This is a genomic window from Novosphingobium umbonatum, from assembly GCF_004005905.1.
Taxonomy (GTDB): domain Bacteria; phylum Pseudomonadota; class Alphaproteobacteria; order Sphingomonadales; family Sphingomonadaceae; genus Novosphingobium; species Novosphingobium umbonatum.
Map to the genome: position 1 here is coordinate 406743 of NZ_SACO01000001.1, position 13394 is coordinate 420136.

At 61.4% G+C, this 13394-nt stretch carries 14 protein-coding genes; 13 read left to right on the forward strand and 1 reads right to left on the reverse strand.

The genetic code is table 11. The features are described from left to right. Positions 1-23 precede the first annotated feature (23 nt). From EOE18_RS01795 to EOE18_RS01850, 12 genes are all read left to right on the forward strand, one after another. Positions 24-1856 carry a RodZ family helix-turn-helix domain-containing protein gene (locus EOE18_RS01795; RefSeq protein WP_127705556.1) on the forward strand — a complete coding sequence of 611 codons (1833 nt, stop codon included), beginning with the start codon at positions 24-26 and terminating at the stop codon, positions 1854-1856. 32 nt (positions 1857-1888) lie between these two features. After that, positions 1889-2503: a flagellar basal body-associated FliL family protein gene (locus tag EOE18_RS01800; protein WP_127705558.1), complete on the forward strand. Its 615-nt coding sequence runs from the start codon at positions 1889-1891 to the stop codon at positions 2501-2503. A gap of 35 nt (positions 2504-2538) precedes the next feature. Further along, positions 2539-3486, forward strand: a complete 948-nt coding sequence (locus tag EOE18_RS01805; protein ID WP_127705560.1) for a FliM/FliN family flagellar motor switch protein — start codon at positions 2539-2541, stop codon at positions 3484-3486. Continuing rightward, entirely contained in the window at positions 3483-3770 is a 288-nt protein-coding gene (gene fliN, locus EOE18_RS01810; protein ID WP_127705562.1) for a flagellar motor switch protein FliN, read from the forward strand. The genes EOE18_RS01805 and fliN overlap by 4 nt, the downstream gene beginning before the upstream one ends. Next, positions 3770-4105, forward strand: coding sequence for a flagellar biosynthetic protein FliO (locus tag EOE18_RS01815; RefSeq protein ID WP_127705564.1), 336 nt, complete (start codon positions 3770-3772; stop codon positions 4103-4105). Before fliN ends, EOE18_RS01815 begins: the two co-directional genes overlap by 1 nt. Further along, a complete protein-coding gene (gene fliP / locus EOE18_RS01820; RefSeq protein WP_425464274.1) occupies positions 4102-4929 on the forward strand; it encodes a flagellar type III secretion system pore protein FliP in 828 nt (275 codons plus the stop codon). The genes EOE18_RS01815 and fliP overlap by 4 nt, the downstream gene beginning before the upstream one ends. 13 nt (positions 4930-4942) lie before the next feature. Further along, positions 4943-5227: a flagellar biosynthesis protein FliQ gene (gene fliQ / locus EOE18_RS01825; RefSeq protein ID WP_127705566.1), complete on the forward strand. Its 285-nt coding sequence runs from the start codon at positions 4943-4945 to the stop codon at positions 5225-5227. Between the two features lie 11 nt (positions 5228-5238). Next, the gene (gene fliR, locus EOE18_RS01830) at positions 5239-6021 is read left to right on the forward strand and encodes a flagellar biosynthetic protein FliR (protein ID WP_127705568.1); all 783 of its coding nucleotides are present in this window, start codon (positions 5239-5241) and stop codon (positions 6019-6021) included. 4 nt (positions 6022-6025) lie between these two features. Further along, positions 6026-7189 carry an EscU/YscU/HrcU family type III secretion system export apparatus switch protein gene (locus EOE18_RS01835; RefSeq protein WP_127705570.1) on the forward strand — a complete coding sequence of 388 codons (1164 nt, stop codon included), beginning with the start codon at positions 6026-6028 and terminating at the stop codon, positions 7187-7189. A gap of 39 nt (positions 7190-7228) precedes the next feature. Further along, positions 7229-8752, forward strand: a complete 1524-nt coding sequence (gene fliD / locus EOE18_RS01840; RefSeq protein WP_127705572.1) for a flagellar filament capping protein FliD — start codon at positions 7229-7231, stop codon at positions 8750-8752. Positions 8753-8764: 12 nt separating this feature from the next. Then, entirely contained in the window at positions 8765-9139 is a 375-nt protein-coding gene (locus EOE18_RS01845; RefSeq protein ID WP_127705574.1) for a flagellar export chaperone FliS, read from the forward strand. 387 nt (positions 9140-9526) lie between these two features. Next, a complete protein-coding gene (locus tag EOE18_RS01850; RefSeq protein ID WP_246027203.1) occupies positions 9527-10048 on the forward strand; it encodes a response regulator transcription factor in 522 nt (173 codons plus the stop codon). A gap of 270 nt (positions 10049-10318) precedes the next feature. On the opposite strand, the gene EOE18_RS01855 is transcribed toward EOE18_RS01850, so the two are convergent. Then, positions 10319-11362 (reverse strand): chemotaxis protein CheB, encoded by a 1044-nt coding sequence (locus EOE18_RS01855; RefSeq protein ID WP_127705579.1) that lies wholly within the window; start codon positions 11360-11362, stop codon positions 10319-10321. A 209-nt stretch (positions 11363-11571) separates the two neighbouring features. Here EOE18_RS01855 and EOE18_RS18645 point away from each other — a divergent pair, with 209 nt between their 5' ends. Then, positions 11572-13293 carry a methyl-accepting chemotaxis protein gene (locus EOE18_RS18645; RefSeq protein WP_127705581.1) on the forward strand — a complete coding sequence of 574 codons (1722 nt, stop codon included), beginning with the start codon at positions 11572-11574 and terminating at the stop codon, positions 13291-13293. Positions 13294-13394: the final 101 nt, after the last annotated feature.

The following is a 13394-nucleotide window of genomic DNA, read 5'->3' on the forward strand; positions in this document are numbered from 1 at the left end:
AACTTCATTCGGAGACGAAACCTATGCCCGACCTGTTCAACCTGACTGCCGCTACCAGCACGCTGGCCAGCATGCTGTCGGGCGATAGCGTGGCGGGCAACGGAGCGCAGATCAGCGCCGATCCGGCCAGCAATGGCGGATTTTCGGCACTTCTGGCGCAGCAAGCCGCTCCACAGGCCGCCGCTCCCACCACCACGGCGCAACTGATCGACGCGGCCACCAGCGATCTGGCGGCTGTGGCCATCCCGCCGCTGGACGACAAAGCGGCAGAAGCGGCAACGGCAACAACGGCGGCAACCGGCAAAATCTTGCCGCTTCCGCTTGCCGCCTCGGCCAGTATGTTGCCGCAAGAGGATGTGACCGAAGAAGCGGCGGCGACCGATAGCACGCCAGCCCTGCCGCAGGCCGCGACCCAACCGATCCTTGCCGCCCTGACCAAGGCGATGAATGCCACGCGCACCAAGGCCGCCGACGCCGAACAGCCCATCGCACAAGATGAGGTGACGGAAGAAGCGGCAGGGGCAGATGAAACGACGGATACAGTCCTGCCCGACGATGCGCTGGCCTTGGCCGCCACCTTTGTGCAGCCGGTCACCACGCCCGCTACCACCCATGCGCCGGAAACCAAACAAGCCGACACGACCAGCCAACTGGCACCGCACATGCGGGATGCCAGCCAGCCTTCGCCCAAGCAGGCCAGTGTTGAGGCGCCTGTGGCCCAGGCCGTGGCCCAAATGGCCGCGCCAATGGACAATCCGGTCGATGCCGCCCCCACGGTGACCGCGACCGCCACAACCGCGCCCAGCGAAACCGTCACGCTAACCGCGCAAGATGTGGCGCAGGTCGCGACCGTCCAAACCGCTGCCCAGCTCGCCAGCATGGATCCCATGTCGGACGAACAGGCCAGCCAGCAGAGCACGTTGATGGCCGCTGCTTTGGCGCCGCATATTGCCGCCGCTGCGCCAAAGGCTGCCCCCAACGCTGCCCCCAACGCTACTATGCTCGGCGAAGTTGTGATCGAAACCGAAGCCGCGGCAGAAACGGCCACCGACACCATCGCCACGCCGCGTCAGAGCAGTGTCGAACAGGCAGCCACCCAAGTGGCTCAGCCGGTTACGACCCGGGCTACGACGGAACAAGGCACCGACACCAACGGCCAGCAGAACAGCGATGCGAGCAGCGACAAGACCGGCCAACTGGCCGCCAAGGTTGAAGCCGCACCCCTGCCCGTATTGGACCAGAGCGCTGCCCAGCAGGCCACTATCGCTTCGGCCACCACCGCAGACGCCCTGCGCGACACGTTGACCACCAGCGCCGCCGCCAGCAGCCAGACCGCACCCGCCACCGATATGGCCGCCTTGGTCGATCGTCTGGTGGAAGCGCGTCAGGCCGCCCGCTCCGGTTCGGCCTCTGTCGTCGAAACCAGCATCCAGCACGCCGAATTTGGCCGCGTCTCGCTCAGCTTCAAGCAGGACAAGGACGGCTTGTCCGTTTCCATGTCCAGCGCCGACCCCGCCTTTGCCCCCGCAGCGCAAGCCGCGATGGCGCAGGCCCAAGCCCAAGTGCAGGCCAGCGCCGCCAGCGCCGACACCGGAAGTTCCTCGCAACAGGGCCAGTCGGGCAGCGCCAACACCTATGACTCCGGCCTTGCCAAGCAAATGGCCAGCAATGGTCAAACGGGGGGTCAAACCGGCGGCCAATCGGGCGGCAACGGGCAGAATGGCAGCCAGACTTTTGCCGGCCAGAACGCGCAGGGCATCGCCGCCCAGCCCGTCCGCGCCGCCGCTGCGGGCAACGCGCCCACGGCCGAAGACACCACCTCCATCCTCTCCCGCCGCGCCGGCATCCTCGCCTGATCCTTGCGGCCTTCCAGATCGAGTATTGAACCATGAGCAAAGAGAAAGCCGAAAAGGACGATAAGCCGGCAAAGGGCAAAAGCCCGATGATGCTGGTGATCATCGTCGCCGTGGTGATGCTGGCCGTTGGCGGCGGCGGGGCTTTTGCCGCCTTCAAAATGGGCCTGATCGGTGGCGGCGCGCATGCCGAACCCGTCCATGTCGACAATTCGCCCAAGCTGATCAAGAAAGGCGAGGAAGACCCCTATGCCCCCAAGGCAGGCGGCGAAGGCGGTCATGGCGGCGAGGAAGGCGGCGCCAAGGAAGTCGAAGGCGAGGGCGGCAGCCCCTACAAGACTTCCTATTATACCTTCACCGAGGAATTCACTTCCAACCTCAAGGACTCCACCTCGCTGGTTCAGGTCAGCATTGCCTGCTCGACCCACCGCGATGGCCGCGTGCTGATGTGGCTGAAAAAGCATGAACTGGCCGTGCGCTCGGAAATGCTGAAAGCTCTGGCCGACACGCCGGAGGAAGAAGTGTCCACGGTGGAAGGCAAGGAAAAGCTTCAGAAGCGTCTGACTGCCGCCATCAACAAGGTGCTGACCGATGAGGAAGGATTTGGCGGCGTGGATGCCGTCTATTTCAAGAGCTTCCTCGTCCAGTAACCCTGCCCCAAGCTTGATACGGAAACCCAATTAGCATGAAACCGCAGCGCGAATTCCTTGCAGAACGCCCCCTGGCGGAGCATTGCGCAGAACTTCTGCGCCAAGGCCCCGGGCCGGACGAGCTGTTGCCGCTGATCAAGCGGATGGGCGAACGCTACGCCCGCCGCCTGTCCGGCGCGCTGGCCCCGCTGCTGGGTGGCGAGGCACCGATGGTGTCTTGCACCACCCCGCGCGAAACCACGCTCGACAGCCTGCACCAGTCGATCGCCTCGCTGGCCGCCAACAGCCTGATGGCGGTGGGCGATGCCAAGACGCCGATGCTGGTGTCGATTGAAGCCGAACCGATGCTGCGCATTGTTGACCGCGCGTTTGGTGGCAAGGGCGAGGCTCCGGCTCCGCTGCCCAAGGCCTTCCCCATGGCCGCCGAATTGATGCTGTCCCGCATGGAAACCATGCTGGCCGACAATCTCTCCGCCGCCGTCACCGCGACCGCTGGCGGCGCACGCAGCGGGCAGACACCGGAATTGTCCGCGATCCGCCGCGATGGCAATCTGGCCATGCTGGCTCCCTTTGCCGACAACACGCCCTTGGCCATGTGGACGATGGAAGTGGACGATGGCGGGGTTCTGCCCTGGCTGATCACCTTTGCCATGCCCTTTGCCTCGCTCGCCCGCCTGTTCGGCTATAGCGATGCGGGCGTAGTCACCATGGCCCAGTCGGCCCCGCGTGCCCCCGCCGATCCGTCCAGCGCCCCCTTCGGCGATGTGCCGGTCAGCGTCAGCGCCATCCTGGTCGATATGCGTATCTCTTTCCCCACCATTGCCACTTTGGCCCCCGGCGTTGTGTTGCCGGTGGCGGTGGCGCGGCAGGTGCCGCTGCGCGTGGGAGATTCCACCATAGCCTATGGCACGGTCGGCACGATGGATGATCGTGTGGCCGTTCAAATCAATCAAGCCTTTGCAGATAACAGGAGCGCCCAATGAACTTCCAAACCGGTTTTTCCACCCGCGGCTTTGATTTCCTCAAGGACGTTGATGTGCGCCTCTCGGTCGAACTGGGCCGCACCGATATGAAGCTGAAAGATGTGCTCTCGCTGGGCGAGGAAAGCATCGTGCTGCTCGACCGCCTGACCGACGAACTGCTGGACGTGATGGTCAATGGCAAGGTGATCGCCAAGGGCGAGATTGTGGCTCAGGGCAACCGCTTTGGCCTGCGCATTGTCGAAATGGCCGATCAGGGCGCCAATCCGGTGGCGGATATCGACTGATGGTCTGGTATATCGTCAAACTGCTGATCCTGCTGCCGCTGATCGCGGCCATGATCTGGGGCAGCCTGCGCATGGCGCAAAAGCTGCAAAAGAAGTTCATGGCCAATGGCAATGGCCGCAGCGTGAAGCTGGTGGAAACGCTGATGCTCAGCCCCACGCAAAAGCTGTTGGTGATCGAGTTTCACGGCCGCGAAATTCTGGTTTCCACCGGCCGTCAGGGCATGACCCGTCTGGCCGAGGCCCCTGCCCGCGTTAACCTGCCCGAGGATGATTTCGAGGAAACCTTCCGCGAAGGCCCCGATTTTGCCCAGACCCTGCGGAGGATCGACAAGTGATCTCGTCGCCATTTGTGCTGTCGCGCGCGCTCGTGCCCGCACGTTTTATTTTTGTCGCTTTTTCGCTGGCCGCAAGCCTCCTCACCCCGGGCGCCGCTTTCGCCCAGACTGCGTCTCCTGCTGTGCCTTCCATGCCCTCGGCCCTGCCGGGTGCGATGGATCGCGCTTTCGCCTCTATGAACGGCGGACCGGGCGGAGGTTTAACCCTCTCGCTGCAAATGTTGATCATTATGGGTCTGCTGACGGTTCTGCCGACGCTGATCCTGATGATGACCAGCTTTACCCGCATTCTGGTGGTCTTCTCGATCCTGCGTCAGGCGATGGGCCTGCAACAGTCGCCGCCCAATCAGGTGCTGATCGGCCTTGCTCTGTTCCTCTCGCTGTTTGTGATGAGCCCCACGCTGGAACGCGTGAACGCCAATGCCATCGCCCCCTATTCCGCTGGCCAGATGAGCGCTGACGTAGCGATCTCGGCCGCTGGCAAGGAGTTTCACAGCTTCATGATCCGCCAGACCCGCCGCACCGATCTGGCCATGTTTGCCGATATGGCCAAGGGTCCGCGCTTTGAACGGCCCGAGGATGTGCCTTTCTCGATCCTGCTGCCCGCCTATGTCACCAGCGAACTCAAGACCGCCTTCCAGATCGGCTTCATGCTCTATCTGCCCTTTCTGGTGATCGATCTGGTGGTGTCTGCCGTGCTGATGAGCCTTGGCATGATGATGATGAGCCCCGCGATGATCTCGCTGCCGTTCAAGCTGCTCTTGTTCGTGCTGGTGGATGGCTGGGCTTTGCTGATGGGCAGCCTTGCTGCCAGCTTCGCCTGAGAGGAGACGCGCCATGGATGAAACCAATGCCATGCTGGCCCTTGCCGACCGGATGCTTTACGTGGTGGCCCTGTGCGGCGCGCCGGTTCTGCTCAGCGGTCTGGCGGTAGGTCTGGTGATCTCGATCTTTCAGGCGGCCACCTCGATCAACGAACAGACGCTGACCTTCATCCCCAAGGTGATCGTCACCGCCGTCGTGCTGATGCTGTTTGGCGCCAGCATGCTAGGCCTCATTCAGGATTTCACCCGCGATATTTTTGCCGCCATTGCCCATCTGGGCGCGGCTCCCGGCCAGTAAGGGCGAGACACGTGATCGCGATCGACTTTGGTTTTGGCCCGATCGAGGCTGAATTCTGGCGCTGGATGTTCCTGATGACGCGCATTGGCGCGGCTTTGGTGGCGGCGCCCTTGTTCGGCATGGTCAATGTGCCCCCGCAGGTGCGGGTGATCACCGCAGGCGCCATTGCCCTGCTGGTGGCAGGCTGGACCAATGTGCAGGCACCGGCCCATCTGTTTTCCGCCTCCGGCCTGCTGGCCGTGGCAGGCGAGGTGCTGGTGGGCACGGCGATGGGTTTTGTGCTGCAATTTGCCTTTGCCGCCCCTTTGATTGCCGCTGAAATGATCGGTGGCGGCATGGGCATGAGCATCGCCGCCTCGGTCGATCCGCAAAGCGGGCGTTCCAGCCCCGCGCTGGGCCAATATTTTACCGTGGTGCTGACGCTGGTGTTCTTTGGCGTGGGCGCGCATCTGCACTGGATCGCGCTGGTGGTCAAAAGCTACACGGTGTTTGCGCCGGGCCAGACCTGGCTGGGGCCGGACCGTTTCATGGAGATTGTGTCCTTTGGCTCTACGCTGTTTGCCACCGCTCTGGCCATGGCCCTGCCGGTGACTTTGATGCTGTTGCTGGTGATGGTGGTGGCAGGCGTGCTCTCGCGCTCGGCCCCTGCGCTCAACCTGTTCTCGCTGGGCCTGCCGGTCACGATTGCGGGCGGTTTTGCCGCGCTGATCGCCACCGCGCCCATCCTGACCGACCGTATGGTCGAACTCTCCGCCCAAGCCATTGCCGCTTCGGGCCGTCTGATAGGAGTCTGAGGCCGTGGCCGAGGAAACCAGTGGTGAAAAGACATTTGCACCAACCGAAAAGCGCTTAAAGGACGCTTCCAAAAATGGCGACCTGCTGCGTTCCAAGGATCTGGGTGTTGCCGCCACCATGCTGATCGGCGCGGCCTTTCTGCAATTGGCGGGCCCGTGGATGTTTGAAGGCATGGCCGAAACGATGCGCAGCGGGATGCATTGGGACCGCGCCGCGCTGGACAGTTTCGAGCCGGGCCGGATCGGTTTGCGGATCACCATGCGTCTGGCCCCGCCCGTGCTGCTGCTGGGCATGCTGGTGATTGCTTTCACCATCATCACCCAGCTGGGGCCTGCGGGCAACGGCCGCTTTCAATTCGGCAATCTGGCCCCCAAGGGCAGCCGCATCAATCCCATGTCGGGCCTTGCCCGCATGTTCGGCCCCAATGGCTGGATCGAAGTGGCCAAGGGCACGCTCAAAGTGCTGCTGCTGGGCACGATCGCCTATAGCTGGGGTTCGTCGCGCGTGGACCAGATGCTGCAATTGAACGCCGTGGGCCTGAGCGGGCAGTTGCAATTTGCATGGGGCGCGCTGACCAACCTGTTCTATCAATTGGCGGGCGGTCTGGTGGTGATCGCGCTGATCGACTTTCCCGTGCAATGGGTCCGCCGTATGCGCCGCCTGCGCATGAGCCTGCAGGAAGTGAAGGACGAGAACAAGGAGCAGGAAGGCAGCCCCGAAGCGCGCGGCCATCGCCGTCAACGCCAGCGCCAGATCGCCATGGGCGCCATTGCGGGCGCGATGAAGAAAGCGCAATTCGTGGTCACCAACCCCACCCATTTCGCCGTGGCGCTGGCATGGGACCCGCAAATCGCCATGGCGCCGGTGGTGCTGGCCAAAGGGCGCGGCGAAAAGGCCTTGGCCATCCGCGAACTGGCGGCTGAATATGATCTGCCCTGCCTGTCCTTCCCCGGCCTTGCCCGTGCGCTTTATTACACCACCCGCGAACGCCAGATGATCCGCGAGGAACTCTATGGCGCGGTGGCCGGTGTGCTGGCCTTTGTCATGGCGCTGAAGCGTGGCGAGGCGCGTCCTGTGCCCATCATGGATCTGCCGGTGGAAATGCGGTTCGACGGCGATGGCCGCCCCGATCCGGAAGACCAATATCGCCCCGAAATTCCGGCCTGAAACGCTTAATTCCGGCTCAAAGAGGACGTTCTCCCTATCATGGCTACAACAACCTCCTCCACGTCGACCACGACGACCACCACAAGCGATGCGGCTACCATTGGCTCTGCCCTGCTTACGGCACTGGGCGGAGGTACCGGGATTGATATGACCGCTTTGGCGGGCACGATTTCCGAAGCCCAATATATGTCGCAAACCAACGCTTTGACCACGCGCATTGACAAGCTGTCGACGCAGATCTCGGAAGCTTCCCAGCTCAAGAGCGATCTGCTGACGCTGTCCAGTTCGCTCAATACGTTGATCCAGAGCGGCGGCCTGCTGCCTGAACCGACGGTGACCAACAGTTCGGTCGCCTCTGCCAGCCTGCCCTCGGGCAGCGCTGGCTCAACCTCGGGCTACACGCTGGAAGTCACCCAATTGGCCGCATCGCAAGTGCTGGCCACCACCCTGCCATCGGCATCCGGCGTCACGCCCGCCACCGGTGTAGCCCTGACATCCAGCTCCACCCTTAAAGGCGGAACACTCACCTTCGATTTCGGCACGATCACCGGCAGCAGCTTTGCAGCAGACGCCAGCCATAGCTCAACCACCATCACCATCACCGATGGGCAAACCTTGGCGGATCTGGCCAGCGCGATTAACTCTGCCGACATCGGCATCACCGCCTATATCGCGACCAATGCCAACGGATCCCAATTGGTGATGAAAGGCGCAGAAGGCGCTGCCAACGCTTTTACCATCACCACGAGCGATGATGCCAGTGCAACCGGTGACAACAGTCTTTCCATCTTCAGCTATAATCCGGCAAGCACTTCCACCACAATGTCTGGTGTACTTGCGGCCACCGATGCCGTCTACAAGCTTGACGGCATCAGCCGCACGAGCACCAGCAACACGATCGATAATGCTGCCCCTGGCCTTTCGCTGAAACTGACCGGCACCAATAGCGGCAATGCCACCACCATCACCTTTTCCGACCCGTCGAGCACCATCAAGACCACGATGACCAATCTGGTCAGCGCGCTCAACACGCTGGTCACGGAAATCAACACCGACACATCGGCCAGCACCGGAAACCTCTATAATGACTCCGGCGCCAAGGCGGCCAAGCGGGCCTTTTCCACTCTGGTCAACACGGTGATCATGCCGAACGCGGCATCGGGCGAGCCATCGACTTTGGCCGATCTGGGCGTGACCATGGCTAAGGATGGCAGCTTCACTCTGGACTCCAGCATGCTGAGCTCAGCCTTGACCAGCAATGTGAACGGGGTTGCGGCGATGTTCACCGATGGCATCTATGGCATTTACGCCACGATGTTCAACACGATCTCGGCGCTGACCACCGCCGCCGATCCAGGATCGCTGGCCGGTTCGATCACCGCCTATAACGACCTGACGACGACCTTGACGGCCAAGAAGACCGAGATCGCCACCCAGCAGGAAACGCTGCGTCAGCGCCTGATCACCCAATATTCGGCCGCCAACAGCACGGTTGCCACGTATAATTCCACGCTGACCTATATGAAAAATCAGATCGCGGCGTGGAACAATACAAGCGGTTAAGGCGTTATGAACATGCTAGGCAGACGAGATCCCGCCGAAGTCTATCGTCGGGTAGATTTTAACGCGCGTGCGCTCGGGGGGGATCCCGCTGAACTGGTGCGGATGTGTTACGAGCAATTGATCGCCGCCATTGGCAGCGCGCTATTGGCGCAGGAACGGGGCGATAATGAACGCAAGAGCCAGTCTTTGACCCGCGCCGTGTCCGCCCTTACCGCATTGCAACTGGGCGTGGCGGGCGATGACAGTATGGCGCAGGCGCTGCTGCACATTTACACCACCGCGCGACGTGCCGTTTTGGATAGTGTCCTCAACTTCGACTCGGCCATGCTGCAGAGGGTCCGACAGGACTTTATCGAGATCGCCGAGAGCATGAACGGGGGAACCTAGCCCTAAAGGGCATGGCATTCGTGCCACACTGCCAAACGATTGCAAAAAAATTTTCCGAGCCGTTGGAGTAAACCGGCTGTAAACTAAAACCTATTCAAGAAACAAATCTAACCGTTAAATGGTTACTTTGGCCTATAAAAACCCGAAACTATTGGGCAGGACAGAGCCCTAAGTGCATCCCCCTAAACCCTTGGCAATGAGTCGATTTCGGATCGAAGGCTACCCCGTAACGGAGCCAGTTAATCTGCAACAATTGGCCGACTTTGCTAAGTAATAATCGTGTGTGTAATAGGGGGTAGGGTTACTTTGACAAACGGAACCAGCCTTTTTCTCGTGGATGGCGATGTACGGCGTAGAGCTGCTATCTCGCACTGTCTGGCCGGCAGCATGATCCATGTCGAACCTTTCGAGGATGCCTCGGAACTCATCACCCGCTGGCCCAAGAATGGCCTGCTGTTGGTGCATGATGATGGCCGCGCCATCGGCGCCCTGCTTAACCAGATGGGACGGTTGGGCCAATGGCTGCCGGTCATCGGCTTTGCCCAGGAACCGACCACGCGCCAAGTGGTTACCGCCGTGCTGGAAGGGGCGATTGACTATATCGCATGGCCTTTCAGCGGCGAAGAAATCTCGCGCGTGGTCAATGAGGCTGAGGCCAAGGCAGAAGTGTTTGGCAGCGCGAAACTGCGCGAGGCGCTGGCCCGCAGCCGCGTCGACCGACTCACCAAGCGTGAAAAGGAAGTGCTGGCCGGTGTGGCCGGTGGCCTGTCCAACCGCATGATCGGCGAGAAACTGTCGATCAGCCCGCGCACGGTGGAAATCCATCGCGCCAATATGCTGACCAAGATGGGAGCCAACCACACTTCCGAAGCGATTCGTATCGCGATCGAGGCTGCCTTGGTGACCTGACACCGCGCGCATCAACGGTTCACATCTGTCCTGCACGATCAAAAGGGCTTCGGCCTGATCACTTGGTCGCAGCCTGAAAGATAGGTTCTGCTGCTGCCATGCTGTCTTACGGCCCTCCCTCCTAGCCCGCAGCATGGCGGCCAGCAGGAAGATGGACGCCCTCTGACTCGAAAAGGGTCAGGGGGCGTTCTATTTTGTACCGACAACACACAATGCAGAAAGAGGCCCCCGACCAGAGCCGGGAGCCTTCCCTGATTGCCTATCCTATTGTCAGGACTGGTTGCAGCTCGACAGGATCGCCGCGCCCAACTGGTCCAAAGGCAGCACTTTCTCTGCGCCACCGGCCGCCACTGCCGCGGCCGGCGTTTCACCCACCGTAGCCGTGCTGGGATCTTCGACATAGGTCTTGCCGCCTGCATCACGCAGCATCTTCAAGCCCTTGGCGCCATCAGCGCCCATGCCGGTCAACAAAGCGCCAACGGCCGGAACCCCCGCACGCGCCATGGTGCCAAACAACAGCGTGGCCGAGGGGCGCGCGCCATCCACCGGATCGCGCAAGACCATGCGCAGCTTGGGCGGCGAGCCGGGTTCGAACACCACATGCTTTTCCGGATCGGCGGCAATATGGATCGTTCCAGCGGTCAAGGCTGCACCATCCTGCGCCACCACCACCTTGCACTTCAACGCGCTGGTGATGTGATGGATGAAGGTGGCCACCAGAGCCGGTTCGCTCTGCAACACAATCACGGTGGGCGGGCAATTTTCGGGGAAAGCTGCCAGCATATGGGTCAAGGCATCAATGCCCCCCATCGAGGCGCTGATCGCCAGAAAATGCCCGTTCCAGGTGAATTGCACTTCCTGTGCCGCCTTCAGCTCCGCCTTGGCGGCGGCGGAAGGCTTGTTGTTCTTCACGTTCGAATTGGCAGCGGCCAGCACAATCTTGCCCAGCTTGCCCACTGTCTTCGCAAATTGTTCCGGCGTGGCCTTCAGCGGCTTGGGGAAACATTCCACCGCGCCCAGCTCATAGGCCTTGAGCGAGGTTTCGGTTCCCGCCTGCGTCAGCGAGGAGAGCATGACCACCGGCATCGGGTTGGTCTGCATCAACTCGGCCAGAAAATCGATGCCGCTCATGCCCGGCATTTCCACGTCCAGTGTCACCACATTGGGCTTCAAAAGGGCGATCTGCTCGCGGGCTTCATCGGCATTGGCGGCCGTGCCTATCACGGTCACGTTCCGCTGCTGCTCCAGCACATCGGAAAACAGCGCTCGCATGGCGGCAGAATCGTCTACGACCAGCACCCGTGCATCGTTCATCTCGGCTTACTTCCTGTCTGGAATACATAGTTAACGCCAGTGAGGCGATGCATTGGGTGTAGCCCAAATAGACAAAACAAATGCCAGCCCGCTTCTATGCACAAATCCCTAGGGGACACTAAGTGGAGCTTTGGTTTGGATGGTTAACAGACGCTCATTCGCCACAGAGAACAGGGGTTTTCGGCGTGGCATCGTGACGGGGGTCGCACATGTCCATCATGATCAAGAGCCAAAGAGGCGCAACAATAATTATCGCTGTGGTGGCATTGGCCATCACCATCGCCGGTTTCGGCATCAGCCGCATTCGCATCGGCGGACCAATCCACCACCAAAACCAGCAAATCAGCGACTTTTTTGCCGATACGCTGCCACCGCCGCTGTTTGTCGTCGAGCCCTATCTGGAGGCCAGCCTGCTGCTGCAAGCGCCCGATACGTTGCCCCGACAAAAAGCGAGGCTGGCGCAACTGGAGTCGGATTTCCAGCAGCGCACCAACTTCTGGCGCGACTCGGATCTGGATGAGGCGTTAAAGGCACAGCTGGCCACGGGCGCGCATGCATCCGGTCTGGCGTTCTGGAAGGAAATGGACGAAACTTTTCTGCCTGCGATCGCCGCGAAAGATATGGTGACCGCGCAAACCTCCTACCAACGCCTGTCCGCGCTCTATATCCAGCATCGCGGCGATATTGACGCGCTGACCGCCAAGGCCCAGCAGCGCCAACAGGCTCTGCAGGATAGCAGCAATACAACTCTCAACCTGCTGCTGGCCCTTCTGGGCGCAATTGGCTTGCTGTTGATCGCCATGCTGTTGATCGCCAAAAATGCGCAGGAGAAATTTGTCCTGCGCCCGCTGCACCACACCGCCGATACGATGGTGCAAATGGCCGCGGGTCAGCTCGACACCGGCATCACCACCGATCACCGCAATGACGAGATCGGGATGATGACCCGATCGATCGAAGTGTTCCGCACCAATGCCCGCGCGCTGCAAGTGGCCGCCACGCATCAGGCGCAATTGGTCAAGGCCCTGTCGCAAGGCTTGCAACAACTGGCCGAGGGCAATTTGCAGCACCGCATTCAGGAGCCCCTGGCTAGCGATTACGAATCGCTCCGCCTCACCTTTAACCAAAGTCTGGCCGAATTGAGCCAGGTCGTCGGCGGCGTGACGCAGGCGGCCGAAAGGGTGAACAAGGGCGCCAAGGAGATTCATGAAGCCTCCAGCGATCTGGCCCGCCGCAATGAAGCGCAATCGGGCGCGCTGGACGAGGCAAGGATGCTGATGGAGCAAGTCTCGGCCACCATCGAGGCCAGCGCCAGCAATGCCCGCGCGATTCAGGCCAGCATCGCGCAGGCCCATCTCGAAGCCTCCGACGGCGGCGATGTGGTCGAACGCGCCAGCGCGGCGATGAGCGACATTGAACGCTCCTCTGAACAGATCGGCCAGATCGTCAATCTGATCGACGGCATCGCCTTCCAGACGAATCTGCTGGCGCTCAACGCCGGAGTCGAGGCCGCCCGCGCAGGCGATGCCGGAAAAGGCTTTGCCGTTGTCGCCAGCGAAGTCCGCGCCCTGGCCCAACGCAGCGCAGACGCCGCCCATGACATCAAGGCGCTGATCTCCGGCTCCACCGAGCAGGTTGCAGGCGGGGTGGAACTGGTGCGCGAAACGGGCGACCTTTTGGGTCGAATCGTGGCGCGCGTGGGCGAGATTCGCAACCAGATCAGCGAAATTGCCGATGCCTCGGCCATGGAGGCCAGCCATATCGCCAAAGCCAATCAGGCGATTGGGCAAATGGGCGCCATTACCGAACGCAATGTCGCCATGTCCGAAGAAGCCATCGCCGCCGCGCGCTGCCTGTCTCAAGAAGCGACAGCCATGACGGGCATGGTGGAACATTTCAAAAGCGCGCCCCCGCTGCGGCAGGCGGCCTAAGCGCCGAAATCCAAGGCTTTTGCCCACTCGGGGTAAATACGGGGCAGTGCGAAAACAGGACGTTGCCTCCCGCGCTCTATGATTAACCACATTAGGCCAAT